Here is a 24,092-nt window from a genome sequence, read left to right on the forward strand (position 1 = left end):
CACCCCATTTTCCAGATAGAACGGAAGGCTCCGCGATGAACTGGATCAACAATTACGTCCGCCCCAAGATCAATTCGATGCTCGGCCGGCGCGACATGCCCGAAAATCTCTGGATCAAGGACCCGGAGAGCGGCGAGATGGTGTTTCACAAGGATCTGGAGAGCAACCAGTATGTGATCCCGTCGAGCGGACACCACATGAAGATCTCCGCCAAGGAGCGCCTGCGCTATTTCTTCGATAACGGCCACTACGAGACGATCGAAAACCCCAAGGCCGTCGTCGATCCGCTGAAGTTCCGTGACGAGAAGCGCTATACGGATCGCCTGCGCGACGCCAAGACCAAGACCGGCATGGACGACGCGATCGTCAACGCCACCGGCACGATCGACGGCCTGCCGATCGTCGCGACCGTCCAGGATTTCGCCTTCATGGGCGGATCGCTCGGCATGGCCGCGGGCGACGCGATCATTCGCGGCTTCGAGACCGCGGTCGAGCAGCAGCGCCCGCTGGTGCTGTTCGCCGCTTCCGGCGGTGCGCGGATGCAGGAAGGCATCCTGTCCCTGATGCAGCTTGCCCGCACGACCGTTGCGGTCGACCGGCTCAAGGAAGCCGGCCTGCCCTATATCGTCGTCCTGACCAACCCGACGACCGGCGGCGTGACCGCCTCCTATGCGATGCTGGGCGACGTCCACATCGCCGAGCCGGGCGCACTCATCGGCTTTGCCGGCCCGCGCGTCATCGAGCAGACGATCCGCGAAAAGCTGCCCGAAGGCTTCCAGCGCGCCGAGTATCTGATGGATCACGGCATGGTCGACATGGTGGTCTCGCGGCTGGAACTGAAGGCGACCATCGCCGGTCTCCTGAAAATCCTGACGCATGCGCCCGCCGCAGACATGCCGGCACTAGCCGACATGACGCCCCCGGCGGCAGAACTCGCCGACAGCCGCGCCCCCGCCTGATCCTCCGGTCCGGATACCTGCCATGACCCTCCTGACCGCCGGGCAGCAGATCGAGCGGCTGATGTCGCTGCATCCGAAGGGCTTCGACCTGTCGCTGGAGCGCATCCGGCGACTGCTCGAAAAACTGGACAATCCGCAGGATCGGCTGCCGCCTGTCATCCACATCGCCGGCACGAACGGGAAGGGCTCGGCCGCCGCGTTCTCCCGCGCGCTTCTGGAAGCCGCCGGACGGCTCGTCCATGTGCACACCTCGCCGCATCTGGTGCGCTGGCACGAACGATACCGGCTGGGCGAGGCGGGCGGCGGCCAGTTCGTCGATGACGCGATCTTCGCCGACGCCATCGCCCGCGTGGCCGAGGCCAATCAGGGCCAGACGATCACCGTGTTCGAGATCCTGACGGCGGTCGGATTCGTGCTTTTTTCCGAGCATCCCGCCGACGCGGCGATCCTGGAAGTCGGCCTCGGCGGCCGCTTCGACGCGACCAACGTCATTGCGCGGCCGGCCGTCTCCGTCATCATGCCGATCTCGCTCGACCACGAGGCCTATCTGGGCGACCGGGTCGAGCTCATCGCGGTGGAAAAGGCCGGGATCATCAAGCGCGGCGCGCCCGTCGTCATCGGGGCGCAGGAGCATGACGCCGCGCGAGACGTGCTGGTCGACACCGCGGAGCGGCTCGGCTGCCCGCTCCTCGTCTACGGTCAGGATTTCATCGCCTATGAGGAAAACGGGCGGATGATCTACCAGGACGAGGGCGGCCTTCTCGACCTGACGCCACCACGCCTCGTCGGACGTCACCAGTTCGCCAATGCCGCCACTGCGATCGCCGCCATCAAGGCTGCCGGCTTCGACGGGTCGCTGCGCGTCGCCGATCGCGCGATGAAGAAGGTCGAATGGTCGGGGCGGATGCAGAAGCTGACCGACGGTCACCTCGTCGATCTTGCCCCTGCCGGCTCCGAAATCTGGCTCGATGGCGGCCACAATCCGGGTGCCGGAACGGTCATCGCCGAGGCCATGGCCGAGCAGGAGGAGAGGCGCCCGCGCCCGCTCTTCCTGATCGCCGGCATGATCAACACCAAGGACCAATCCGGCTACTTCAGCGCCTTTCACGGCATGGCGCGGCACGTTTTCACCGTTCCGGTGGCACATTCGGACGCCGGCGTGCCGAATGACGAACTTGCCGCACGCGCCATGGAGGCGGGCTTGTCGGCCGAGCCGGTCTCGTCGGTCGAAAGCGCGCTCAGGCTTCTCGCCGAAACCTGGAACGGGCTCGAGATCCCGCCGCGCATCCTGATCTGCGGCTCGCTCTATCTGGCCGGCGAAGTGCTCGACAAGAACGGCACGCCTCCGCACTGAACCGCGCCCGCAACGAAAAAGCCCGGCGCTTGGCCGGGCTTTCGAAAACTCTTGCCGATCGATCAGACGTTGCCGCTGATCCAGGACGACAGTGCCGTCTTCGGCGCTGCGCCGACTTTCATGTCGGCCACTTCGCCGCCCTTGAAGATCATCAGCGTCGGAATCGAACGCACGCCGAACTGGGCTGCGAGTTCCGGGTTCTCGTCGATATTGACCTTGGCGATCTTGACCTTCCCGCCCATCTCGCTGGCGATCTCGTCGAGCGCCGGCGCGATCATCTTGCACGGGCCGCACCATTCCGCCCAGAAATCCACCACCACGGGCTCAGCGGCCTGCAGGACGTCTGCCTGGAAGTTGTTCTTGTCGATCTTGACCGTGGCCATTTAGGGTCTCCTTGGAACCGTCGTTGAACCAGATGTGGTGCGCCGCGTAGCCTGCTTCAAGCCACAAGCGTGCGGGGAATCGCCTGCCAAAAGTCACAGCACAATTCCGCCCGCCATACAAACCCGAGCATCAGTCCTGGTCGGGAGCACAGCGAGTGCCGCGTTCGCAGGCTGACTTCGACAATTTCGAAATGAGAGGAAAGGAAGCAGCGCTATCGCCTGAAGCGGCCCGTCGGGCCGGAATTCCGAATGATTCGATCGCAGGATTTCCGCCGCTTCGACCACCTTTGAAGAAAGGTGGTGCCCAGGAGAGGCATGTATATGTAATACCACGGCTTTTCAGTTTGTTTCACCTTGTCTCAAAGTGGTTGAGACGGCTTGCCATTCCCGTTTCGTTCTGTATCAGATTTTCGCACCCGGTTTCATCCAACCGCACTCTTCTAGGTGGATTGGCGGGGGGACTGGCAAAGGTGAACTGGAAGGTCGATACATGCGAGCGATGAACCGGCTAAGCGCCCGCGCGGTCGCAACTCTCGGAACCGGAAAATACGCAGACGGGGCGGGTTTGTGGCTTCATAAACGTGAGGATGGCGGCGGGCAATGGGTTCTTCGCTATACCATCCACGGACGCCGCAGGGAGATGGGGTTAGGAGCAGCCGGAGCTGTATCGCTCAAGGAAGCGCGCGAGGCGGCAGAGCGGTGGCGGGCGGTCGTGCGGTCCGACAAGGATCCGATCAAAGAACGTGAGCGGCAACGCCGCGCCGATGCCCGCAACATCCATCTGCTCAACGATATCGCAGTAGACGCGTTCGAGGCGCGCAAGGCTGAGCTAAAAGGTGACGGCAAGGCCGGCCGATGGTTCACACCGATCGAGCTGCATATCCTGCCGAAACTCGGCAAGGTGCCGGTGGCGGATCTCGACCAGAAGGACATTCGGGACGCGTTGGCGCCTATTTGGCACACCAAGGCAGAGACGGCGCGGAAGGCGATGAACCGTCTCGGCATCTGTCTCAAGCATGCGGCGGCGCTGGGTCTGGACGTCGATCTGCAAGCCACCGATAAAGCGCGGGCCCTACTCGGCAAGCAGCGGCACAAATCGAAGAACATCCCGGCCATGCCCTGGAAGGACGTTCCGGCGTTCTACCAATCGCTCAGCGATGGCACGCCCACGCAGCTCGCGCTGCGCCTGCTGATCCTGACCGGCGCGCGCTCCAGCCCTCTGCGTCACATTCATGAAAGCCAGATTGACGGCGACGTGTGGACGATCCCGGCCGAGGCGATGAAGGGGCGGAAGGATGCGACTGCGGACTTCCGAGTGCCCCTGTCAGCGGAAGCCCTGGCAGTGATCGACCAGGCGCGGCGGCACGCCCGCGATGGATACCTGTTTCCCAGCGTCCGCCGTGGGGTGATCTCCGACATGACCATGGGCATGTATATGCAGCGGGCGAAGCTAGACGCGCGCCCGCACGGCTTTCGCTCGTCGCTGCGTGACTGGATCGAGGAGGCGACGACAACGCCTTACGAGGTGGCTGAAACGGTGCTGGGACACATTGTCGGCGGGTCTGTCGAGCGCGCCTATCGGCGGACGGATTATCTGGACCAGCGCCGGAAGGTGATGGAGAGCTGGGGAGAATTTCTTATTCGGCTTCCCGATCGCCAATCTTCTGATGAGATATGAGGTCAACATTTCGACGGTACTCATGGATTGCTTGAATAATGTCGTCAATATTTGCTGGCGACTCTGATGCATATAGAACATTGCTTAATCTAATAATTTCTGAATAAACGCTTCCAAGTATTCTCGATATCTCTGCGGTAACCGGTAAAAGCTCGATAAGTATTGAACGCGCGACCGCTGCGTCCCTCTCTCCATTCAGTTTAGCCGCTTTCATTTCGACTTCGAGAAATAAGGCTTCAATCTCGTCACCGAGATCCACAAGCGGTGGAATTTTTTCGGCGGTAACTAGACCAACCTGACACAGACGCCGGATCGCGTCCGCTCTGGTGGCAACTCTGTTTGAGAATCGCCAGTCGTCGATCGCCTCAAGCTCTGGCGTAGAAAACATGATCGGCACGCGGTTCTCCCGCGGAGCTTTAGGCATGATGCGTTCCTAAATCGGCACAAGTGGCACATTGGTCGTTGACACCAATAACCCCAGATTGGTACCACTAGCAAATCGGCACAAGTAGCGCCGTATGTGCTTTTTCGATTATGGTTTCTGAAAGGGAAACACGTGAATCGATCTGAACTGAAAGTGCGGCTTCCAGCAGACGTTAAGTCGTTCATTGAAGTGGAGTCGCGAGAAAACGGCAGTTCGCAGAACAGCGAGATTGTTCGGGCGATACGCTCAGCGATGAAAATAAAAGGCGCGACTGAGGGTGCAACCTCGTCGCGCCATGTCACCCCGAACCTGTGAAAGATTCCGAAGATGATGATGAATTCTATTCCGGCCGACACACCCTTGGCAAGGCTCTCGTCAGAAGCCGAGCAGATAGAGTTCGCGGACCGGATCAGAAGCGAAGCACTGTCGCTACGGCACATGTGCAGCATTCTTTATCAACAGCTGGACTGGCAGCTAAATCCGCGCCGCGGGACCGTTGAAGGGACGAGCGTAAAGCTGCAATTCCAGCAGGGCACCCTCGACCAGTTGGATTGGCTTGCAGGCGAGATATTGGATCAGGCCATATCCGTATCCAAGTCGCTCGACGCCCATCCGTTCGTGAGTGACGAATGATGGCTCACGATCCCTTGCTCAACGCAAAAGAGGTGGCCGGGATGCTGCGCATTTCGATCCCTTCGCTCTATCGACGTATTGGGGATGGGACTATCCCGCCGCCGATCAAGCTGGGGCATCTATCTCGCTGGAGCCAGGCCGACATCCAGGCCGCGCTGAACGTGTGCAGACGGGTCGCAAATGTGCGCGGGCAATAACCTTCCTGTCGGCGGGACCACGGGCCACTGTCACGAAAGCAGCGCCGCGATCTCGGAGGCGGCGTCCTGGTACGCGGTCCATCGCAACACTTGCGAGCGACCAATTGTCCCGGCGTTGCGCCGGCGCTTCGGCCTGACGGCTCACGAGGCTGTCTGTGCCCTGCGGGAGGCGGATGCAGGAGGCGCGAACGATGCGGCCCACGCGTAAAAGACTTCTCACGGCCATTCGGATGCTGCTTTACACACAAGATCTGCCTATGTCCGCTGTCCGCGTGGGCGGTGTGATCCTGGCCTGTCAAAGCGCGAATTTGCCAGATCCGGATACGAACCAGATCGCAACCGCTCTCGGTATCAGTCCGTCAACGGTGCGGCGAGCCATTGTTGCGCTATGTGCCGGCGACGAACCCTTTTTCAAGCGGAGCCGCGGAAAAACAGGTCGCGCAAACTATGCGCTCCAGTGGCATCGGTTTGCCGCTACAGAACGGGAATTCCTCCGGCGGGAGCGCGAGTGCGCGTTGTTGGAGGCTTCAGGTGGCAGATGAAGCCCTGCTGGCTGATAAAGCGCCCAGATCGGCCGCGCCGCTAGTCTCGAAATGGCGGCTCGGAATAATGCAGTCAGGTTTGCCGGCGACAACCCGGCATGTCCTGCTGACGCTCTCGTGCTTCATGAGCAATTCCGCCGGTCACTGTTATCCGACGACGCGGCAGATAGCGCAAGCGACCGGCCTTTCGGAGCGTGCGGTTTGCACGCACATCGCTCGAGCTGCGCAGGCCGGATGGCTCAGGGTATCCATGCGCAATGGGCGCACCTGGAAGCGGCATGAATATCACGCAGATTGGCCGGGTCGAGGTACTGAACGAGGTTCAGTGACTCCAGGCACTGAGGGGCCGGTCAAGGATCCCACCAACACTCAGAAGCCGTCGCCACGTACTGAACGTAGTTCAGTAAGAAGTGAAGGCAGGTTGCATCCCCGGTTGCAATCCGAGGACCCGAAAGCACTGAACGAGGTTCAGCAACAAAGCGGAAACGAAAGCAGTGCGCAGCCACATGATGCACTGAACGACGTTCAGTGCCTTACTGAACCTAACGACACAAACTCACTGAACGAGGTTCAGTGTAACTATCCATACAACTATCCAATAACTAGCCAGGAGAACCGCGCGAGCGAAATCGGAGCCGACAACACCCACACACACGGCAGCAAGGGGCTGATGAGGGAAGAGAGGGCATCAGGCCAAGCGTCAATGCTACTTCCGATTGTGGGCGGCAAAGGCGCTTCGAAAGCTGATGCTGCCGAGGCGGCGCGTCATCGTCGTGTCGCTGCGCAGATCAACCGATTGCCAAAACACGAGCGTGCCGCCGCCTGGCTGGCTGCGATGGGGGAACGCTGATGCGGTTCGGATCATGCACCGTCTGCGGGCGCAGCTTCGATGGCCCTGCTCGTGGCCCGATGCCGGCTTGCTGCTCGGCCGAATGCACGCAGGTCCACGAACTGGCGAAGCGTCGCGAGTGGCGAGCGGCGAACCCCGAGAAGCTGGCGGCACAGCAGGCGAGGGCGCGCGCTGGTCGACCGATGATCTTCGACGTTCCCTGCCGCGTGTGCGGCAAGCCGGTGCCTCAGGTGCGCAAGCCGCGTGGCCGGCACTCACGGTTCTGCTCGCCTGAATGCTGGCAGGAGCAGCACCGGCGGACGAACCGGAAACACAAGGCGAAGGCGCGCGAGAGGGGGGTGGGTCGAAAGTCTGGAAACCGCGATCCCGCTAGACCCGCATCCCCCTCATTCGCAGATTTTATTTCTCACCAGACGAATTTCGAGGCCGCAAAAGTCGTCGTGGCAGCAAACGACATTCCGCAAACCATTGAAAAACATAGGTTTGTTGAACGGGGCGAAAGCGAAACCCCCGAATTTTTCCCGATTTCTTTTATTTTTGAGCCCGAGGAGCCGAAGCCATGAAGCCGCGAAAAGTCACAGTCGAAGGTGAGATCGAGGAGCGTCGTCGTGCGGCCTGCGATCTTATCCTGGAGCGGGCCACGAAGATGATGGTGGATGAAGCCGAAGCTCCGGTGGCTATGGTCCTCGATCGGCTGCTGACCTACGCTGCCGCCCAGGCCTGCAAGATCGATGGCTCACCCTTGACCGCCAAGAACTTCCGAATGCTGGCCGATCGGATCGAGGCTGGGATTTTTCACAGCATCACAGGCGAGGGCCGGGAAGGCGGCGGAGCGAGGCATTGACGACGGTATCGAACCGGCGTACCTGTTCAGTCGGCTCGATCGAGAGCGCAACTGGCCACGCCGGGGCGCATAGCGACGATCCACCTTCGACGGCACCGGCCACCACACCGGGCACGAAGCATCAAACGGGCGATATGCCCGCGCTTTGTCATTCCTCGAAGGTGCTGCCGTGTTTCCACACTTGAACATTAAGAATTCCGCTGGAATCCGGCTTGCGCCGGTTCTGGAAGTCCGCGCTCGTGATGCCGACGCCGGTATCATCGAAGGCTATGCCAGTGTGTTCGGCGGTTCCCCTGACAGCTACGGCGACATCATCGCGCCGGGTGCGTTCAAGAGGACGCTGGCAGAGCACAAAGCGGAAAACTCGACGCCTGCAATGCTCTGGTGCCACAAAGGCGATTCGCCTGTCGGGCGCTGGTTGGAGCTACGCGAAGATGCCACTGGCCTTTTCGCTCGAGGAAAACTCAATCTCGACACCCAAGTCGGGCGCGAAACGCACGCCCATGTCAAAGGCGGTGACGTTTCCGGCTTCTCGATCGGTTTCATCCTGCCAGACGGTGGCAGGACGCGAAACTCTGAAGGCTCCTGGACAATCACCGACCTCGATCTCTGGGAAATATCGGTGACGCCGATCCCGGCAAATCGCCGCGCGCGCGTCAACGGCGTCAAATCCCTCCAGTCGAAATCTGAGCTGATCGACATGCTCCGCGAAGGCGGGCTCCCGAAAGCGGCAGCGGCACGCGTTGCCGCTGGCGGATGGCCGGCGCTTGCCGGTCAAGATCATCAAAAAGCAATCGACCTGGCTGAGCGCATTCGCCTCGCCACGGCAAATCTTAGGACCGCAAAATGAACAAGCTCGCATATTTCACCCGCTCGGCCGCCGCTCTGCTCGCCGCCGGCGCACCGCTGCATCGCAAGGAGGATCCACTCGATCTGCTCACGAAGTCGTTCGAGGAGCATAACAAGACGATCGATGACATCCTTCAGAAGCACACTCAGAAAGATGACGAGCTGCATCATCGCCTGTTCGAGTTGGAGCAGAAGGGAGCACGTCGCACCTTTGGCGGTCTCGGTGGTGGCACGCAGCTGACCGCTGGCGCGGAAGTGGCGCAAAAATCCAGCGAACTCGCCAGTGTCTATGAGGACAGGCGTGCGAAAGCCCGCATCGAGGTCAAGGCGATCACGTCAGCACCGACCTCCGCAGGCGCACTGGTTGCGCCCGATCGCGAGAGCGGCATCCTCATGCTGCCGAAACAGCGGCTGACTATCCGCGATCTTGTCGGCAAGGGCCGCACCTCCAGCAACGCCGTCGAGTACATGCGTCAAACCGGGTTCACGAACAGCGCTGCGATGGTCGCGGAAGGCGCGCTGAAGCCAAAATCCAACATCGCGTTCGACTTCAAGGACACGAAGGTCAAGACCATCGCGCATTGGGTGAAGGCTTCGCGCCAGATCCTTGCGGATGCGCCGCTCATTCAGACGACGATCGACACGGAACTCCGCTACGGTCTCGCCCTGATCGAAGAAGCCCAGCTTCTTCTGGGAGATGGGGTCGGGCAGAATCTGCTGGGGCTTATCCCACAGGCGACCGCCTATGATACCGCCCGCAACGTGGCCGGAGACACGCGCTTTGATACGCTTCTCCATGCGATTGAGCAGGCGGAAATAGCGTTGCTGCCTGCCAGTGGGATCATTCTCAATACATCGGACTGGTTTGCGATGCTCGGCATCAAGGACGGGGAAGGGCGCTACATCTCGGGCGGGCCGCTGGCGAACGTTCCGGAGCGTGTGTGGCGTCTTCCGGTCGTCTGGACGAACGCCATGCCGGCAGGCGAATTCATGGTCGGCGCGTTCGAGACTGCCGCGACGATCTATGATCGCGAAGATGCGGTCGTCGAGCTGGGCTATGTGGATGATGATTTCATCCGCAACCTGCTGACCATCCTTGGTGAGCAGCGGCTCGCCTTCGCTGTGAAGCGTCCGGAGGCGCTCATCCACGGCAGTTTCCCGACAGCGTAAGGAATCCGCTGCATCGTGTGTTGACGGCCGGTTTTCGCTTCAGAACGCCGGTCTTCAATCGGAGCACACGAAGCGCGAACGGCGGCGGCGGGTGCCCTTGCCCGTCGCCGCCATCCCCAAACAGCAGCGGAAAGCGAACCGATATGGCCGTGACTCTCGACGAACTCAAAGCCGTGATGCGCATGGAGATGAAGCCCTTCATGCGTGACTTGCAGAAAATGCACGGCGTGAACGGGCAGGCCGCTCGCAGGGTTGAGCAGACTTGGATGGCGGCGAACCGTCGGCTCGACGGCATCGGCAAGAACATGGCTCAATCGCTCATCGCGCCTCTCGCCGGCATCGGCGCGGCGCTCGGCGCCCGCGAACTCGTGCGGCTCACCGACACCTGGACCGACCTTAACAGTCGCGTGCGCCTCGCGGCTGGCGGCATGGAAGAGGGTGCGCAAGTCATGGAGCGGCTCGGCGATGTGGCGCGCCGCACCTATTCCTCGCTTGAGCAGACGGCTGAGGGATACCTGCTCAATTCGACCGCCATGCGCGAGCTGGGCTATTCGACCAATCAAACGCTCAACTACACCGAAGCAGTCAATAACGCGCTCGTCATCTCCGGTGCCAAGGGACAGCGGGCGGCGTCGGTCATGGACGCACTGGCGAAAGCCATGGCGCTCGGCGAGCTGCGCGGCGACAACCTCAACACAGTCATCCAGTCGGGCGGGCGTGTTGCTGAAGCGTTGGCCGAAGGGCTCGGCGTCGGCGTCAACCAGCTGCGCGCGCTGGGGCAGCAGGGCAAGATCACCGGCCGGGACGTGGTGCGGGCGCTATCGTCGCAGATGGAGCGGCTTCGCAAGGAAGCCGAGGCCATGCCCGCCACGATCTCGGACGGCATCCAGTTGCTGCAGAACGCCATGCTGGAATATGTCGGCAAGGGCGACCAGGCCGTCGGCGTCTCGGCCAAGATCTCCGAAGCGCTCGTGATCATGGCGGACAACTTCGATTCGACCGCTGACGTGGCTCTTCAGCTCGCAGCCGTCATAGCAGGCGCATTGGTCGGCCGCTCGCTCTTGCGGATGATCTCGACACTTGGTCTAGCCAGCACAGCTCTGATCAACTTCACGCGAGCGCTAACTGCGGCGCGAACGATGGCCGGCCTTTCGCTGGCATTCACCGGACTCGGTGCGGCGGCGGGTCCGGTCGGCCTGCTCATCGGTGGAGCCGTGGTCGCGTCGCTCGTGTCATTCAGCGAGTCATCCGAAGACGCCGCGATTGGGGCCCGAACGTATGCGGAAGCCCTCGAGGAGGTCCGCGCCAGAGCAAAAGAGGTGGCGCCTGCCGTCGAGAACATGGTTCCGGTCCTCGATGAGAAGATCAAAAACTCGCTAACGCGAGCTGTCGAGGACGCTGCATCCAAGGTCGAGGGGCTGATGGGTGAGATGCAGAAGGAGATCGGCGATCTCGCTGCAACCTTTGAGAACATGGCCGATATTGAGGTGGTCAGTCCCGATCAACTCGCCCAGCTGATCGAGCTGAAGAACCGCCTGGCCGCGAACCCCGCGGCGGCGAAGGAAGTGGAGCTGGCGCTCTTCGCTTTGGCAAACGCGAACCCGCGATTTCAGACGGTTGCAGATCGGGTCGGCGTCCTAACCGCCTCCCTGATCGAGGCACTTGCTGTTGCCAATCTGCTCGATGAACGACTGGCGCAGTCCGGTTTGCAGGAAACTGGCCTGCGCCGCCGTCAGGAGGATGGCCAATATCGGATCGATCGAGAGGCCGCGGCGCAGTTCGAGAAGGAGCAGCTGCGCCGAGCGCAGCTCGGCAAGGATCAACTGGCGCTCGAAAATGAGATCGCCCGCGTTCGCAAGCAAGCGCTCGATGATGGGGTCAAACTGACCGAACAGCAGATCGCCCGGATTGCCGAGGCGAACCTTGCCGGCAACGCGTCCCGCTCCGACGAGGGCAAGAAGCCCAAGAAGGAAGCTAAAGAACGCGCCGACGAATATGAGCGCCTGGCGCAGCGGATATCGGACAGCACGGCCGCCATGATTTCGGAAACCGAAGTCCAGCGCCAGCTGAACCCGCTCGTCGAGGACTATGGCTACGCCATCGAAAAGGCGCGTGCGGAGCTGGACCTGCTCAATGCTGCGAAAGAGGCTGGCGTCGAGATCACGCCGCAGCTGCGCAGCGAAATCTCCGCGCTGGCGGATCAGTTCGCTACGGCAACGGTGGAAGCCGCCAAGCTCGGCGAAACGCAGGACGATATCCGCCGTAAGGCGCAGGAGATGAGCGACTTCCAGAAGGACCTTTCGCGCGGCATCGTGGACGGGTTCATGCAGGGCAAGCGCGCTGCCGATATCTTCTCGGACGCTTTGAGCAAGATCAGCAGCAAGCTTCTCGACATGGCCTTCGATGGACTGTTCGACACTAAATCAGGTGGGGGCGGGTTCGGCGGCATCTTTGGCGCGATCGGCAAGGCGATCGGCTTCCGCAAGGATGGCGGCCGGACGGGCACGGCTTCATTTTCAACTCAACCGGAGATCTTCGCATGAGCGCGATGGCAGTCATTTTCCAACCGGAAGCCATTCACCTTTTTACCGATGCCGCCTTTTACGATCCGAGCACCGGCGTGCTCACCGGTGCCGCCAACAAGGTCTGGCGGGTACCAGGTGTCGACGCGGTTTTCTCCAGCCGGGGCGTGCGCGCGGCGTTCCCGTTCTTCCTGGAGCTATGCGCGGCGAGGAACGTGCATTCCTTCGACGAGCTCAAGGCGTGCCTGCCGAGCGTATTCCTGGAGCTGGACGAATGGCTGGCGGGCTATACCGGCGAAATCCTCATTGCCGGGTGGTCGGAATCGGCCTTGCGTGCTGAGGTGCTGTTTCGAGCAAATCACTGTGACTATGCCGACCTCGGGCTTGAGGCGGGCAAGATCTATCGTTGGACGGAGGGACGTCTCGCATTCGGCTTTGATGCAGCACTTCTGCCTGCGCCGGCCGACTTCACGATCGAGCGCGTGATCAGCGCATTCGAAACCGGCCGGCGTGAGCTGCTCGATCTGTCATGCGGCGAAGCATCGGAGCCGATCATGGCGCATGCCATCGGCGGTTTCATCCAGCACGCCATTATAGGTCCGAACGACATGTCATCGCAGACCGTTCACCAATGGGACGATCTGATCGGATCACCGATCATGCCGGTGATGTCGGAGCCAGTGCCTGTGGGTGCTGCTGCATGAAGGATCTGCGCGGATGGTATGGCTATTGATCGGCTTGATACTGGCGGGGTTCGTGGGCTCAATCGTCGCGGTCTCCATGATCCGAATCTGGATGCCGCTCGAACGCGAAAGATGACGAATGCGAGCTGCAAATTTGCAGGTGCCCGATCGACCGCCGACGAAACGCAAGACTGTCAAGGACGTTGCGCGCCAGGTGGAGATGAGCGAGCGCAACGTCTACAAGCACCGCGAAATCATCCGTCTCGGCCGTACTGATCTCATCGAGCGGATGAATGCCGGAGAACTCTCGCTCCATGCCGCCTGGCTCGCAGCGACGGGCCGGCAGAGGCCGTCGAGCCGTGACCGATTATGGTCCGCCTGGGCAGCGGCATCTGTCGAAGAAAAGGCCGAGTTCGTGGTGTGGATCTGGGATCAGTTCGACGATCCGCCAGAGTGCTAAACGCAAAATGTCGACGATCGAATCCACCAAAACGCAAATCCACAGCCAGTGTGCGTTTTCCGGCGCGCCGATGTCGCCGAGCCTAGTCCAGATTTTTGGCGAGTGAGCTGCTGTAGCTGTTGCGTCGAGCTTCTTCCTCAATGCGTTCTTCATAGGCCGCTGCGATCTCGCAGGCCCGATACGCCTCAAGCATCGCCGTGAACGTGCCTTGCGTGTGGAATGCGTTGCCGCTCTCGTCGTAGTTCCGTTCGATCATGAGGGATAGCTGCTCGCCGATGTAGTCCATCGCAACTGCGATCTTCGCCTGCCTTGATGCCATGCTTGTGCCTCCTGCGCATAGCGCCGAGGTTGGCGCAGCCGGATCGCGAACGCAAGCACGGCTACAACTTTCTATCTCAAGGTGGTTGGATTGGTGGATTAAAGCAACCGTGCAAATGCCAAGTCGCTGATTTATCTTGCTTTTTCAAGATAAAGTGGTGCCCAGGAGAGGACTCGAACCTCCACGCCTCGCGGCACACGGACCTGAACCGTGCGCGTCTACCAATTCCGCCACCTGGGCTAGGTGCGCCGCCGATGTAAGCGGGCGGGAAGATGGTGTCAACGGATAAACCGACGGGCGTTGCAAGAATCGCCCGCCGGGCCGTTGACCCTTGGTCAGCCGTCGAGGCCGAGGACGTCGCGCATCGCATAGAGGCCGGGCTTCTGGTCCTTCGCCCAAAGCGCGGCCTGCACCGCGCCGCGCGCGAAGATGGAGCGGTCCTCGGCGTGGTGGAAGAGCGTGATGCGCTCGCCCGTTCCCGCCAGCAGGACCGAATGGTCGCCGACCACCGAGCCGCCGCGCAGCGTCGCAAAGCCGATCGTGCCCGCCTCTCGCGCGCCGGTATGGCCGTCACGCGTGCGCACGGAGTTCTCGGCCAATGCAATCGCCCGGCCCTTGGCCGCCGCCTCGCCGAGCAGAAGCGCCGTGCCCGAGGGGGCATCGACCTTGTGGCGGTGGTGCATTTCCAGGATTTCGATGTCGAAGTCCGCCGCGGGCAATGCGCGGGCGGCCTGTTCGACCAATGCTGCCAGAAGATTGACGCCGAGGCTCATATTGCCGGACTTCACGATCGTTGCGTGGCGCGCGGCCGCTTCGATCGCGGCGTCGTCCTGCGCCGAGCATCCCGTCGTGCCGATGACATGGACGATGCGTGCCTGCGCGGCATAGCCGGCATATTCGACGCTTGCGGCAGGCGCGGAGAAATCGATCACGCCGTCGGCGCTGGCGAAGAGCGGCAGCGGGTCGTCGGTAATCGCAACGCCGATCTGCCCGACCCCTGCCAGTTCGCCGGCGTCGCGACCGATGGCGGGCGCGCCCTTGCGGTCGAGCGCGCCGACCACCTTGACGCCCTCGATGGCGGCAATGGCGCGGATGATCGCCTGGCCCATGCGGCCGGCGGCGCCGACGACGACGAGACCCATATCGCTCATGCGCTTTTCTCCTCCAGTTCCTGATCGGCGACGAGGTCGAGGCTGCGCTCGCCCTGAAGGCGATGGAAGCGTGCATAAAGTCCGGCCGGGTCGGCAATGAGAGCGCGATGCGTGCCCTGTTCGACCACGCGCCCTTCTTCCATCACGACGATCTTGTCGGCGTTGACGACCGTCGACAGCCGATGCGCGATGACGATCGTCGTGCGTCCCTTCATCACCGTGTCGAGCGCGTCCTGCACGCGCGCCTCGGACTCGTTGTCGAGCGCGGAGGTCGCCTCGTCGAGCAGCAGGATCGGCGCGTTGCGCACGATCGCGCGCGCGATCGACAGGCGCTGGCGCTGGCCGCCCGAAAGCGTGACGCCGTTCTCGCCGACCAGCGTGTCGTAGCCGGAGGCGCTTTCGCGGATGAAATCGTCGGCATTGGCGAGCCGCGCCGCCGTTTCGATTTCCTCGTCGCTCGCGTCGGGACGGCCGTAGCGGATGTTGTCGCGGATCGTGCCTTCGAAGAGATAGGGATGCTGCGAGACATAGGCGATGCGCGCGCGCAGGGAGGATTTGGTGACGCCGGCAATGTTCTGCCCGTCGATCTCGATCCGGCCGGAATCGACGTCGTAGAAGCGCTGGACGAGCGCGACGATGGTCGACTTGCCGGCGCCCGACGAGCCGACGATGGCCGTGACCCTGCCGGGCTCCGCCTCGAAGGACACGTCGTCCAGCACGCGCTTGTCGGCGCCGTATGAAAAGCACACGTTCCGGAAGGCGATTCCGCCGGCGCCGACGACCAGTTCGCTCGCTCCGGGCGCATCGCGCTGCGGCGGCTCCTGGTCGAGCAGTTCGTAGATCATCCGCGCATTGACCAGCGAGCGCTCCAGATTGACCTGCACGCGGGCAAGCCGGCGCGCGGGGTCGTAGGCGAGGAGAAGCGCGGTGATGAAGGCGAAGACCGAACCGGGCGACTGGCCGGCCGACGAGGCACGGTAAGCGGCGTAGCCGATGACGCCGGCAATGGCGAAACCGGCGAGCATTTCGGTGATCGGGGTCAGCCGCTCGGAGACGCGCGCGATCTTGTTGGCGCGGTTCTCGGCCGAGGCCACCAGTTCGGCCAGCTTGCGCGAAAGCTGCTCTTCCATCGTGAAGGCCTTGACGATGGCTATGCCCTGCACGGTCTCCTGCATCGCGCCGAAAAGATGCGAATTGACCTCGACGGATTCACGTGTGACGCGGCGCAGTCGGCGCATGAGGTAGTTGACCGCGTAGACCAGAGGCGGACCGATCAGGAGGCCGATCACCGACAGGAGCGGGTCCTGCATGACCATGACCGCGACGAGCCCGATCAGCGAGACGAGATCGCGCGCGATCGATGTCAGCGTGATCGACAGCATGTCGCGGATGCCGGTGACGTTCTGGCTGATCTGGGCGGCGAGCTGGCCGGAGCGGGCACTCGAGTAGAAGTCGAGGCCGAGCCGCATCAGGTGGTCGAACAGGCGGCGCTGGTAGCGCGCGACCAGATTGTTGCCGATCCGGGCGAGGATCACCGCCTGGCCATAGCTGGCGATGCCGCGGATCGCGAAGGCGGCGATGATCGCGCCGCAGATATAGGGAACGAGCGAGTAGTTCTCGCGGTAGAAGATCTCGTCGATGATGTCGCGCATGATCCATGCGCTGAACGCCGTGGTGGCGGCGACGGCCACGAGGCACAGGGTGGCGAGGGCGTATTGCGGCAGGTATTCGCGGCCGTTCTCGGCCAGAATCCGGCGCATCACCGCGACGATTTCGCCGGGCTCCGCCTTGCGCTTCGTGGTCTGGGCCTCTGCCAAGTGGTCGAAATCCCGTCTAGTCGCCCGCCGCTTGCGCGCAGGCCGCCTGCCTATGCCCCCTTGGAACCCGCGATGCAATCGCCAATCCGCCGCACGCGGCTCACGACGCGCGCCAATGACGCCCGGTGGTGCGGATATGAAACGCCTTTGGCGTGCGTGCGAATGCGCCGAGGCCGGCAAGGGCGGCGAGCGGGTGAGTCATGACGAACACCGGTAGATCGCGCATCAGGGCCGAATGCGGCGCCTTGTCCTCGAAGGCCGCACGGAAGCGGGCATGTTTCAGGGCCGGCACGATCTTCTGGGCGATGCCGCCCGTCAGGTAGACGCCGCCGCGGCTCATGAAGATCAGCGCTAGGTCGCCGGCAAGCCGGCCAAGGCAGGTGACGAAAATGTCGAGGGCCTCTTCGGCCACCGGATCGGACTTCGCCAGGGCCGCAGCGGTGATGCCCGCCGGCGAGGTGAACTCGGCCGGCTTACCGTCGGCGGCGGCGACGGCACGGTAAAGGTTGACGAGGCCGCGCCCGCACAGCATCTGCTCGCCGGAAATACGGCCCTCGATGCGCTCGATATGCGGGAACACCGCGAAATCTCGTGCGGTGCGCGGGCCCATGTCGACATGGCCGCCTTCGCCGGGAACCGGCACCCAGACATTGCCGGCGCGCACCAGGCCCGCGACGCCGAGGCCGGTTCCGGGACCCAGCACGACGCGACTCGCCTCCGGGTCGGCATCGCCGCCGCCGATCTTTTCCAGATGCTCCGGTCCGATCGCGACGACGGCCAGCGCCTGGGCCTCGAAATCGTTGAGGATCACGACTTCCCGGAAACCGAGCCGGTCGATCATGATCTTGGGGCGCACCGTCCAGGGGCAATTGGTCAGCCGGATCTCGTCGCCGGTAACCGGCGCGGCGATGGCGAGCACCGCAGAGCGCGGCTTGATGTCGGTCCGCGTCAGGATGGCGCGTTCGAGCGCAACGTCGATGTCGGGATAATCGGCCGTGGCGACGGTCGGAAATTCGATCGCGGCCGCCTCGCGCGACGGCAGGATGGCGAAGCGGGCATTGGTGCCGCCGATATCTCCGACGAGAACGGGGAACTGCAAGACGCCGGCGGCGTCGATTTCAGAAATCATCAGGGCGGCTGCCGCGTGTCGCTGTTCAAATCAAGGCTATTTGAAGGTCACACGCGGCCGGCCAAGTCAAGGCTGGGGGCGCGGGAAGGGCACCGGTATGGCGCTCTCCGGCGTCGGTGCGTAAGCGTTCGCGGCGATCGGCGGCGCGCCGGTCTGGACGATCGTGCTGCCCGGACCGCCGATGGTCACCATGGCCTCGGATTGCGGGGCGGGTGCCTGCAGGACGGCAGAGCATTCGCGCGGCAGGTCGGCCATGCGCATCACGTCGCGCGCGCGCGGCTGCTGCGGGCCGGTGGCCGGGCGCCACGGCTCGTCCGTGAACCACCACGCGAGCGAGGAATCGCAGCCGTCGCCGCGGCCGATCGCTTCCTGCGGGCGGCAGCCGGGAGAGCCGGCGGGGCAGCCGATGCGGATGTGGAAATGCGAATCGTGGCCCCAGAACGGGCGCACCTTGCCGAGCCAGGAGCGATCGCCCGTCACCGTCTCGCAGAGCTTCTTCTTGATGCCCGGATGGACGAGGATGCGTTCCACTTCGCGATAGCTCGCCGCACGGCGCAGGATACCGGCATGGGCAGGGGACCATTTGCGGTCGTCGACGGTCAGTTCGCCGTCGCGCAGCATGGAGACGAATTCGAGATTCTCGCGCTCCGATGCCGACAGGCGGCGCTGCGGCATCGGCTGGAACCAGATGTCGGCATCGAGGCCGAGCTGGTGCGAGGCATGGCCCGAAAGCATCGGCCCCCCGCGCGGCTGCGATATGTCGCCGACGAGGAGACCTGGCCAGCCATCGGCGGTCGCGTCGCGCGACAGGCGCTCGACGAGCCGCACCATGTCGGGGTGACCCCAGCGGCGGTTGCGCGACGGACGCATCGCCTGCCAGTTGGGGCCATCATTGGCGATTGCCATGCCGCCGGCAAAACAGCCCTTCGAGTAGGAGCCATAGACGCGCGCCTCGGTGGCGGCGGGTAGCGGCTGGTTGCCGAAGAGATCCTTCGCCAGTTGCGCGTCGGCGCTCGTCGCAGCCGTCATCGAAAGGACGACACAGGCGGCCTTGATCCAGTTCCTCGCGCGCATCGGTGATTCTCCCCGCTTTGCTTCCAGCCGAGCCTGCGTCCGGCAAGGTTAGCGAAATCCTAACGCGGCGGCTTCTGTCGCCAAGTGTGATCGCGCCACATGGCGTCCAGAGCATGGCGATAGGTCTGGAATCGAAACGAATATCCCGCCGATTTCACCTTCGCGTTCGAGACCCGCTTGTTCTCGCCATAGAAGGACCGCGCCATCGGCGTCATGGTCGCGGCGTCGAACGGCACCTCCGGCGGCGCGTCGATGCCCATCAGATTGGCCGCATAGGCGACGACGTCCTGCGGCGGAGCGGGTTCGTCGTCTGTGACGTTGAAGATACCGTCCGCCTCCCTCTCGGCCAGAAGGGCAAGCGCGCCGGCGATGTCGTCGACATGGATGCGGTTGAAGACCTGGCCCGGCTTGACGATGCGCTTCGCCTTGCCTTCCGCCAGATTGACGAAGGCATTGCGGCCGGGGCCGTAGATGCCGGACAGGCGCAGGATCGCGAGCGGCCTGCTGATTTCATCGCTTAGTTCGCGCCAGGCGTTCTCGGATGCAACCCGTGCCACCGAGCGTTTCGACACCGGCCGGCAGTCCGCATCCTCGTCGACCCAGCCGCCGTCATGATCGCCATAAACGCCGACGGTCGACAAATAGCCGATCCAGCGCAGCCGCGGCATCTGCCTGCGGATCGCGTCACTGGCGGCGCGAAGCACCGGATCGCCCGTCTCGTCCGGCGCGATGGAGACGACGAGATGCGTCGCCTCGCCCATCGCCTGTACGAGATCGCCGCTCAGCGTCGTGCCTTCGAAGATCAGCGGCTCGATGCCGAGCGCCGAAAGATCGGCGAACTTGTCGGCGCTGCGGGTCGTGCCGATCACCCGGTGTCCATCTTCGACCGCCTGTCGCGCGAAAGCGCGCGCCGAATAGCCGGCTCCGAAGATCAGGAAGGTCTTCGTCATGCCGGCTCCATCGCGTCCACCCATTCCGCTTTCACATCGTCATCCTGCTCCATCGATGCCAGACGCAGGCGATCGAACCTCTCCCGCCCTGCCAGCCGCGACAAGGCCCAAACCGCCGCGCCGCGAACCAGGGGCGACGGATCGGCAAGAAGGCTTTCGACCAGCGGCAGAAGACCCGGATCGTTCGAATTTCCAGCCGCGATCAGCACGCTCCGGACGAAGCGGTCGCGGCCGATCCGCTTGATCGGCGATCCGGCGAACTTTTCGCGAAAGGCGGTATCGTCGAGCCGGAGCAAATCAGCCAGCGCGGGCGCGGCGAGGTCGTCGCGGGCCGCGAGCTTCGCCTCGCGCGTCGCCTGCGCGAACTTGTTCCAGGGACACACGGCGAGGCAATCGTCGCAGCCATAGATGCGGTTGCCCATCGCGGCGCGAAACTCGTGCGGGATCGGGCCCTTGTGCTCGATGGTGAGGTAGGAAATGCAGCGCCGCGCGTCGATCTGGTAGGGCGCGGGAAACGCCTTGGTCGGGCAGATGTCGAGGCAGGCCCGGCACGAGCCGCAATGATCGATCTCCGGCGCATCGACAGGCAGTTCGGCGGTGGTGAAGATCGAGCCGAGGAAGAGCCAGGAGCCGAATTCGCGGCTGACGAGATTGGTGTGCTTGCCCTGCCAGCCGAGGCCCGCGGCCGCGGCGAGCGGCTTTTCCATCACCGGCGCGGTGTCGACGAAGACCTTCACGTCCTCGCCCGTGCGGGCGGAAAACTTCTGCGCCAGCGTCTTCAGCTTGCCCTTGATGACGTCGTGATAGTCGCGGTTGCGCGCATAGACCGAGATCGCCGCCCGGTCGCGTCGGTCGAGCAGCGCCAGCGGGTTTTCGTCCGGGCCGTAGTTCATGGCGAGCATGATGACGGAACGCGCCTCGGGCCACAGCGCATTGGGATGGGCGCGGCGTTGAAGCGTCTCGGCCATCCACTCCATCGTGCCGTGCCGGCCGGCCTCGACGAAGGCGCCCAGCCTTGGACCCGCCTCAGCAATCGCATCGGGCCGCGTCACCGCGACGGCGTCGAAGCCGAGCGTCTTCGCCTCGGCCTCGATGAACTCCCGAAGACGCGCCGCCGGAACGGGGTTTCGGGGGGGTGTCATGTCAGAAATCGAGGTCCGCATAGTGCGAGGCCGGGGTGAGGCCGCGGAACCTGTCGGCGAGCAGAGGTCGGAAAGAGGGGCGCGACTTCATCCGCGTGTACCATTCCTTGGCCGCGCCGTGCTCGCTCCAGTCGATCTCGCCCATATAGTCGAGCACCGAAATCGACGCCGCGGCGGCAAGGTCCGCATAGGTCAGGCGCGGGCCGGCGAGCCAGTTGCGGGTGCCGGCGAGCCAGTTGGTGTATTTCATGTGCTGGCGGATGTTCGCGCGCGCGGCCCGGATGGCGGTGGAATTGGGTGAACCGCCGCCATGCTCGGGCGGCATATGCGGTTTCAGCGCACGCTCGCGCACCAGATGCCGCGTCACCTCGCCATCGGCCTTGACCAGATACCAATCGACCAGGCGGCGGATTTCGGCGCGCGTGATCGGGTTTTCGGCCATCAGCCGCTTGTCCCGCTTCAGCGCGCCGCGCGTCTCGTCGACATATTCGGCGATCACCGATGCACCGACGATGGGCTCGTCGGCCTCGGCGAGCAGGACGGGCAGCGTCGCGGCCGGGTTCAGTTGCAGGAATTCCCGGCGCCGCGCCCAGGGCTTTTCCTCGATCAGCGAAAGGTCCTCGCCATATTCGCCGAAGGCTAGGCGAATGAAACGGCAGGACGCGAAAAGCGGATGGTGGAACAGGGTCAGCATGGGCACTCGGTGGGTATGTCGCAGGGGGACCGGCCCGAAAAGTCTGGCCTTTTGATGGCCCGGTGGCTAATCCTCGGCGCAGATTCGGGTTCGAAAGCGGCGATGCGCGGGCAGCTATAGGCAAGCGCGGCCCGCCTGACAAGCGAACCTTTGAGACAGGCCTGCCCCGGAGTTTTCATGGAAGAGCAATCCCTTCTCGTCGCGGCCCTTCTCGGCATTCTCGAAGGGCTGACGGAATTCATCCCGGTCTCTTCCACCGGTCACCTGCTGCTCGCGGGACACTTCCTCGGCTTCGAGTCGACGGGCCGCAGCTTCGAGGTGCTGATCCAGCTCGGCGCGATCATGGCCATCCTGACCGTCTATTCGGCGCGGCTGTGGCATCTGGCCGTCACCTTGCCGAAACATCGCGAGACGCAGCGTTTCGTCGGCGGCATCCTGCTCGCCTTCCTGCCGGCGGCCGTGATCGGCGCGCTGGCCCATGATTTCATCAAGACGGTGCTCTTCGAGACGCCGATGGTGATCTGCGTCATGCTGATCCTCGGCGGCTTCGTGCTGCTCTGGATCGACCGGCGTCACGTCGAGCCGGAATACACCCATGTCGCCGAATTTCCGCTTTCGGTCTGCCTCAAGATCGGCTTCATCCAGTGCCTGGCGATGATCCCCGGCACGTCGCGTTCGGGCGCGACGATCGTCGGCGCGCTGCTGATGGGCGCCGACAAGCGCTCGGCGGCGGAGTTCTCGTTCTTTCTTGCGATGCCGACCATGGTCGGTGCGTTTGCCTACGACCTTTACAAGAACCGCGACATCCTCACCGTCGACGATTTCTGGCTCATCGGCGCGGGCTTCGTCACGGCCTTCATAGCGGGCGTCTTCGTCGTCCGCTATCTGCTCGATTTCGTGGCGAAGCGCGGCTACACGCCCTTCGCCATCTGGCGCATTCTCGTCGGCACCATCGGGCTCGCGGCCCTGCTTGCCTTCGGCTGATCAGCCCTTGTTGGCGACGATCCGCGGCTTCGGCCGCTCGCGCTTGGCAGCGCCTGGGTTGCTCGCCATGAAGTCGACGATGCGCGGCACGATTTCGGAGCGGAAGCGCGAGCCGTTGAAGACGCCGTAATGGCCGACCTTCGGCTGCATGTAGTGGGCGCGCATGTCATCCGGAATGTTGACGCACAAATCGTGAGCGGCCTGCGTCTGACCGAGGCCTGAAATGTCGTCGTTCTCGCCCTCGATGGTCAAAAGCGCGACATTCTTGACAGCTTTCGGATCGACCAGTTCGCCGCGATGGCGCATCGTGCCGTTCGGCAGCGCGTGCTGCACGAACACGGTGTCGACCGTCTGCAGGTAGAACTCCGCGGTCAGATCCATCACCGCCAGATACTCGTCATAGAAGTCGCGATGCTTCTCGGCCGAGTCCCCGTCATCCTTGACGAGGTGCATGTAGAAGTCCTTGTGCGCGATGATGTGGCGGTCGAGGTTCATGCTCATGAAGCCCGACAATTGCAGGAAGCCGGGATAGACGTTGCGCGTGAAGCCGGGCTCCGGCCATGGCACCTGCATGATGACGTTGTCGCGGAACCAGTCGATGCCCTTTTCCTCCGCCAGTTTGTTGACGGCGGTCGGATTGCGGCGCGTGTCGATCGGCCCGCCCATCAGCGTCATCGAGGCGGGCGCGAAGCGGTCGCCACGCGCCTCCATGATCGATACGGCGGAGAGCACCGGCACCGATGGCTGGCAGACCGCCATCACATGCGTGTCCGGGCCGAGATGGTGGAGCATGTCGATGATGTAGTCGACATAGTCGTCGAGGTCGAACCGCCCGTCAGCGACCGGCACCATGCGGGCGTCCGTCCAGTCCGTGATGTAGACTTCGGCATGCTGGATCATCGACTCGACCGTGCCCCGCAGGAGCGTCGCGTAGTGACCGGACATCGGCGCGACGATCAGCAGTTTGGGGTCGGCCTTGCGGTTCCTCGGCAGATCGCGCTCGAAATGGATCAGGTCGCAGAACGGCTTCTTCCAGACCACACGCTCGCTCACCGCCACCTGGTCGAAGCCGACCTTGGTTTGCGTGATGCCGAAGGACGGCTTGCCGTAGCGCCGCGTCGTCCGCTCGAACATTTCCGCGCCGGCCGCGATCGTGCGCCCCATGGGCGTGTGCGACATCGGATTGAGCGGATTGGAATAGAGCAGCTTCACCGCGTCGGCGAAGGCGCGCGCCGGTTGCAGCGCGGCATGGTTCAATTCGTAGAACTGATAATACATGGATTG

The 24,092-nt window shown here is 63.3% G+C and carries 25 protein-coding genes, 1 tRNA gene and 1 pseudogene; 15 read left to right on the forward strand and 12 right to left on the reverse strand.

Annotation, left to right across the window (positions count from 1 at the left end):
- Positions 1–35: 35 nt before the first annotated feature.
- Both accD and ALII_RS0115490 read left to right on the forward strand, forming a co-directional pair.
- Positions 36–875, forward strand: a pseudogene (gene accD, locus ALII_RS0115485) (acetyl-CoA carboxylase, carboxyltransferase subunit beta); the annotation flags it as partial.
- 106 nt (positions 876–981) lie between these two features.
- The gene (locus ALII_RS0115490) at positions 982–2,313 is read left to right on the forward strand and encodes a folylpolyglutamate synthase/dihydrofolate synthase family protein (RefSeq protein WP_024588146.1); all 1,332 of its coding nucleotides are present in this window, start codon (positions 982–984) and stop codon (positions 2,311–2,313) included.
- Positions 2,314–2,375: 62 nt separating this feature from the next.
- Here ALII_RS0115490 and trxA read toward each other — a convergent pair whose 3' ends face one another.
- Positions 2,376–2,696 carry a thioredoxin gene (gene trxA, locus ALII_RS0115495; RefSeq protein ID WP_024588147.1) on the reverse strand — a complete coding sequence of 107 codons (321 nt, stop codon included), beginning with the start codon at positions 2,694–2,696 and terminating at the stop codon, positions 2,376–2,378.
- A gap of 490 nt (positions 2,697–3,186) precedes the next feature.
- On the opposite strand from trxA, the gene ALII_RS0115500 reads away from it, so the two are divergent.
- Positions 3,187–4,374, forward strand: a complete 1,188-nt coding sequence (locus ALII_RS0115500) for a site-specific integrase (RefSeq protein ID WP_024588148.1) — start codon at positions 3,187–3,189, stop codon at positions 4,372–4,374.
- Here ALII_RS0115500 and ALII_RS22790 read toward each other — a convergent pair.
- Positions 4,334–4,798, reverse strand: coding sequence for a hypothetical protein (locus tag ALII_RS22790; RefSeq protein WP_152529647.1), 465 nt, complete (start codon positions 4,796–4,798; stop codon positions 4,334–4,336). The two genes, ALII_RS0115500 and ALII_RS22790, sit on opposite strands and share 41 nt — an antisense overlap.
- 153 nt (positions 4,799–4,951) lie before the next feature.
- Between ALII_RS22790 and ALII_RS22075 the strand changes: the two genes are divergently transcribed.
- The 11 genes from ALII_RS22075 (at position 4,952) to ALII_RS0115550 (ending at position 13,548) form a co-directional block, all read left to right on the forward strand.
- Positions 4,952–5,113, forward strand: a complete 162-nt coding sequence (locus tag ALII_RS22075; RefSeq protein WP_280113770.1) for an Arc family DNA-binding protein — start codon at positions 4,952–4,954, stop codon at positions 5,111–5,113.
- A gap of 12 nt (positions 5,114–5,125) precedes the next feature.
- A complete protein-coding gene (locus ALII_RS0115505; protein ID WP_024588149.1) occupies positions 5,126–5,431 on the forward strand; it encodes a hypothetical protein in 306 nt (101 codons plus the stop codon).
- Entirely contained in the window at positions 5,428–5,628 is a 201-nt protein-coding gene (locus tag ALII_RS0115510) for a helix-turn-helix domain-containing protein (RefSeq protein WP_024588150.1), read from the forward strand. Before ALII_RS0115505 ends, ALII_RS0115510 begins: the two co-directional genes overlap by 4 nt.
- Positions 5,629–6,159: 531 nt before the next feature.
- A complete protein-coding gene (locus ALII_RS22080) occupies positions 6,160–7,020 on the forward strand; it encodes a helix-turn-helix domain-containing protein (protein WP_161632273.1) in 861 nt (286 codons plus the stop codon).
- Positions 7,021–7,202: 182 nt separating this feature from the next.
- The gene (locus tag ALII_RS22490; protein ID WP_152529650.1) at positions 7,203–7,583 is read left to right on the forward strand and encodes a hypothetical protein; all 381 of its coding nucleotides are present in this window, start codon (positions 7,203–7,205) and stop codon (positions 7,581–7,583) included.
- On the forward strand, positions 7,580–7,864 hold the full coding sequence (locus tag ALII_RS0115520; protein WP_024588151.1) for a hypothetical protein: 285 nt from the start codon (positions 7,580–7,582) through the stop codon (positions 7,862–7,864). The genes ALII_RS22490 and ALII_RS0115520 overlap by 4 nt, the downstream gene beginning before the upstream one ends.
- A gap of 181 nt (positions 7,865–8,045) precedes the next feature.
- Positions 8,046–8,714, forward strand: coding sequence for an HK97 family phage prohead protease (locus tag ALII_RS0115525; RefSeq protein ID WP_024588152.1), 669 nt, complete (start codon positions 8,046–8,048; stop codon positions 8,712–8,714).
- Positions 8,711–9,883: a phage major capsid protein gene (locus ALII_RS0115530; RefSeq protein ID WP_024588153.1), complete on the forward strand. Its 1,173-nt coding sequence runs from the start codon at positions 8,711–8,713 to the stop codon at positions 9,881–9,883. Before ALII_RS0115525 ends, ALII_RS0115530 begins: the two co-directional genes overlap by 4 nt.
- A 143-nt stretch (positions 9,884–10,026) precedes the next feature.
- Positions 10,027–12,426, forward strand: a complete 2,400-nt coding sequence (locus tag ALII_RS0115535) for a tape measure domain-containing protein (protein WP_024588154.1) — start codon at positions 10,027–10,029, stop codon at positions 12,424–12,426.
- On the forward strand, positions 12,423–13,109 hold the full coding sequence (locus ALII_RS0115540; protein WP_024588155.1) for a hypothetical protein: 687 nt from the start codon (positions 12,423–12,425) through the stop codon (positions 13,107–13,109). Before ALII_RS0115535 ends, ALII_RS0115540 begins: the two co-directional genes overlap by 4 nt.
- A 133-nt stretch (positions 13,110–13,242) precedes the next feature.
- On the forward strand, positions 13,243–13,548 hold the full coding sequence (locus ALII_RS0115550) for a hypothetical protein (RefSeq protein ID WP_152529651.1): 306 nt from the start codon (positions 13,243–13,245) through the stop codon (positions 13,546–13,548).
- Positions 13,549–13,630: 82 nt separating this feature from the next.
- On the opposite strand, the gene ALII_RS0115555 is transcribed toward ALII_RS0115550, so the two are convergent.
- From ALII_RS0115555 to ALII_RS0115595, 9 genes are all read right to left on the reverse strand, one after another.
- Positions 13,631–13,867, reverse strand: coding sequence for a hypothetical protein (locus ALII_RS0115555; protein ID WP_035449984.1), 237 nt, complete (start codon positions 13,865–13,867; stop codon positions 13,631–13,633).
- A gap of 155 nt (positions 13,868–14,022) precedes the next feature.
- Positions 14,023–14,107: transfer RNA gene (locus ALII_RS0115560), tRNA-Leu, on the reverse strand.
- A 95-nt stretch (positions 14,108–14,202) separates the two neighbouring features.
- Positions 14,203–15,018 carry a 4-hydroxy-tetrahydrodipicolinate reductase gene (dapB, locus tag ALII_RS0115565; protein WP_024588158.1) on the reverse strand — a complete coding sequence of 272 codons (816 nt, stop codon included), beginning with the start codon at positions 15,016–15,018 and terminating at the stop codon, positions 14,203–14,205.
- Positions 15,015–16,778 carry an ABC transporter ATP-binding protein gene (locus ALII_RS0115570; protein WP_051375928.1) on the reverse strand — a complete coding sequence of 588 codons (1,764 nt, stop codon included), beginning with the start codon at positions 16,776–16,778 and terminating at the stop codon, positions 15,015–15,017. The genes dapB and ALII_RS0115570 overlap by 4 nt, the downstream gene beginning before the upstream one ends.
- A 157-nt stretch (positions 16,779–16,935) precedes the next feature.
- On the reverse strand, positions 16,936–17,964 hold the full coding sequence (locus ALII_RS0115575; RefSeq protein ID WP_024588160.1) for a glucokinase: 1,029 nt from the start codon (positions 17,962–17,964) through the stop codon (positions 16,936–16,938).
- A 66-nt stretch (positions 17,965–18,030) separates the two neighbouring features.
- Positions 18,031–19,038, reverse strand: a complete 1,008-nt coding sequence (gene mepA, locus ALII_RS0115580) for a penicillin-insensitive murein endopeptidase (protein WP_024588161.1) — start codon at positions 19,036–19,038, stop codon at positions 18,031–18,033.
- A 59-nt stretch (positions 19,039–19,097) separates the two neighbouring features.
- Entirely contained in the window at positions 19,098–19,988 is an 891-nt protein-coding gene (locus ALII_RS0115585; RefSeq protein ID WP_024588162.1) for an SDR family oxidoreductase, read from the reverse strand.
- Positions 19,985–21,130 (reverse strand): tRNA epoxyqueuosine(34) reductase QueG, encoded by a 1,146-nt coding sequence (gene queG, locus ALII_RS0115590; protein ID WP_029660609.1) that lies wholly within the window; start codon positions 21,128–21,130, stop codon positions 19,985–19,987. Before queG ends, ALII_RS0115585 begins: the two co-directional genes overlap by 4 nt.
- Before the next feature lies 1 nt (position 21,131).
- Positions 21,132–21,824: a glutathione S-transferase family protein gene (locus ALII_RS0115595; RefSeq protein ID WP_024588164.1), complete on the reverse strand. Its 693-nt coding sequence runs from the start codon at positions 21,822–21,824 to the stop codon at positions 21,132–21,134.
- Between the two features lie 177 nt (positions 21,825–22,001).
- On the opposite strand from ALII_RS0115595, the gene ALII_RS0115600 reads away from it, so the two are divergent.
- Positions 22,002–22,808 carry an undecaprenyl-diphosphate phosphatase gene (locus ALII_RS0115600; RefSeq protein ID WP_024588165.1) on the forward strand — a complete coding sequence of 269 codons (807 nt, stop codon included), beginning with the start codon at positions 22,002–22,004 and terminating at the stop codon, positions 22,806–22,808.
- Here the strand turns inward: ALII_RS0115600 and ALII_RS0115605 are convergent, their stop codons facing one another.
- Positions 22,809–24,086 (reverse strand): polyhydroxyalkanoate depolymerase, encoded by a 1,278-nt coding sequence (locus ALII_RS0115605; RefSeq protein WP_024588166.1) that lies wholly within the window; start codon positions 24,084–24,086, stop codon positions 22,809–22,811.
- Positions 24,087–24,092 lie beyond the last annotated feature (6 nt).

It is taken from the genome of Aliihoeflea sp. 2WW, from assembly GCF_000497755.1.
Taxonomy (GTDB): Bacteria; Pseudomonadota; Alphaproteobacteria; order Rhizobiales; family Rhizobiaceae; genus Aliihoeflea.

Excerpts from the sequence above, each read along its gene's own strand:
- mepA (WP_024588161.1), bottom strand. The coding sequence starts at position 19,038 with ATGCGCGCGAGGAACTGGATCAAGGCCGCCTGTGTCGTCCTTTCGATG.
- ALII_RS0115585 (WP_024588162.1), bottom strand. The coding sequence starts at position 19,988 with ATGACGAAGACCTTCCTGATCTTCGGAGCCGGCTATTCGGCGCGCGCT.
- ALII_RS0115595 (WP_024588164.1), bottom strand. The coding sequence starts at position 21,824 with ATGCTGACCCTGTTCCACCATCCGCTTTTCGCGTCCTGCCGTTTCATT.
- ALII_RS0115490 (WP_024588146.1), top strand. The coding sequence starts at position 982 with ATGACCCTCCTGACCGCCGGGCAGCAGATCGAGCGGCTGATGTCGCTG.
- ALII_RS0115570 (WP_051375928.1), bottom strand. The coding sequence starts at position 16,778 with ATGCGCCGGATTCTGGCCGAGAACGGCCGCGAATACCTGCCGCAATAC.
- ALII_RS0115540 (WP_024588155.1), top strand. The coding sequence starts at position 12,423 with ATGAGCGCGATGGCAGTCATTTTCCAACCGGAAGCCATTCACCTTTTT.
- ALII_RS0115535 (WP_024588154.1), top strand. The coding sequence starts at position 10,027 with ATGGCCGTGACTCTCGACGAACTCAAAGCCGTGATGCGCATGGAGATG.
- trxA (WP_024588147.1), bottom strand. The coding sequence starts at position 2,696 with ATGGCCACGGTCAAGATCGACAAGAACAACTTCCAGGCAGACGTCCTG.
- ALII_RS0115530 (WP_024588153.1), top strand. The coding sequence starts at position 8,711 with ATGAACAAGCTCGCATATTTCACCCGCTCGGCCGCCGCTCTGCTCGCC.
- ALII_RS0115555 (WP_035449984.1), bottom strand. The coding sequence starts at position 13,867 with ATGGCATCAAGGCAGGCGAAGATCGCAGTTGCGATGGACTACATCGGC.
- ALII_RS0115605 (WP_024588166.1), bottom strand. The coding sequence starts at position 24,086 with ATGTATTATCAGTTCTACGAATTGAACCATGCCGCGCTGCAACCGGCG.
- ALII_RS0115500 (WP_024588148.1), top strand. The coding sequence starts at position 3,187 with ATGCGAGCGATGAACCGGCTAAGCGCCCGCGCGGTCGCAACTCTCGGA.
- ALII_RS0115505 (WP_024588149.1), top strand. The coding sequence starts at position 5,126 with ATGATGATGAATTCTATTCCGGCCGACACACCCTTGGCAAGGCTCTCG.
- ALII_RS22490 (WP_152529650.1), top strand. The coding sequence starts at position 7,203 with ATGATCTTCGACGTTCCCTGCCGCGTGTGCGGCAAGCCGGTGCCTCAG.
- ALII_RS0115575 (WP_024588160.1), bottom strand. The coding sequence starts at position 17,964 with ATGATTTCTGAAATCGACGCCGCCGGCGTCTTGCAGTTCCCCGTTCTC.
- ALII_RS0115510 (WP_024588150.1), top strand. The coding sequence starts at position 5,428 with ATGATGGCTCACGATCCCTTGCTCAACGCAAAAGAGGTGGCCGGGATG.
- ALII_RS0115600 (WP_024588165.1), top strand. The coding sequence starts at position 22,002 with ATGGAAGAGCAATCCCTTCTCGTCGCGGCCCTTCTCGGCATTCTCGAA.
- ALII_RS22790 (WP_152529647.1), bottom strand. The coding sequence starts at position 4,798 with ATGCCTAAAGCTCCGCGGGAGAACCGCGTGCCGATCATGTTTTCTACG.
- ALII_RS0115520 (WP_024588151.1), top strand. The coding sequence starts at position 7,580 with ATGAAGCCGCGAAAAGTCACAGTCGAAGGTGAGATCGAGGAGCGTCGT.
- queG (WP_029660609.1), bottom strand. The coding sequence starts at position 21,130 with ATGACACCCCCCCGAAACCCCGTTCCGGCGGCGCGTCTTCGGGAGTTC.
- dapB (WP_024588158.1), bottom strand. The coding sequence starts at position 15,018 with ATGAGCGATATGGGTCTCGTCGTCGTCGGCGCCGCCGGCCGCATGGGC.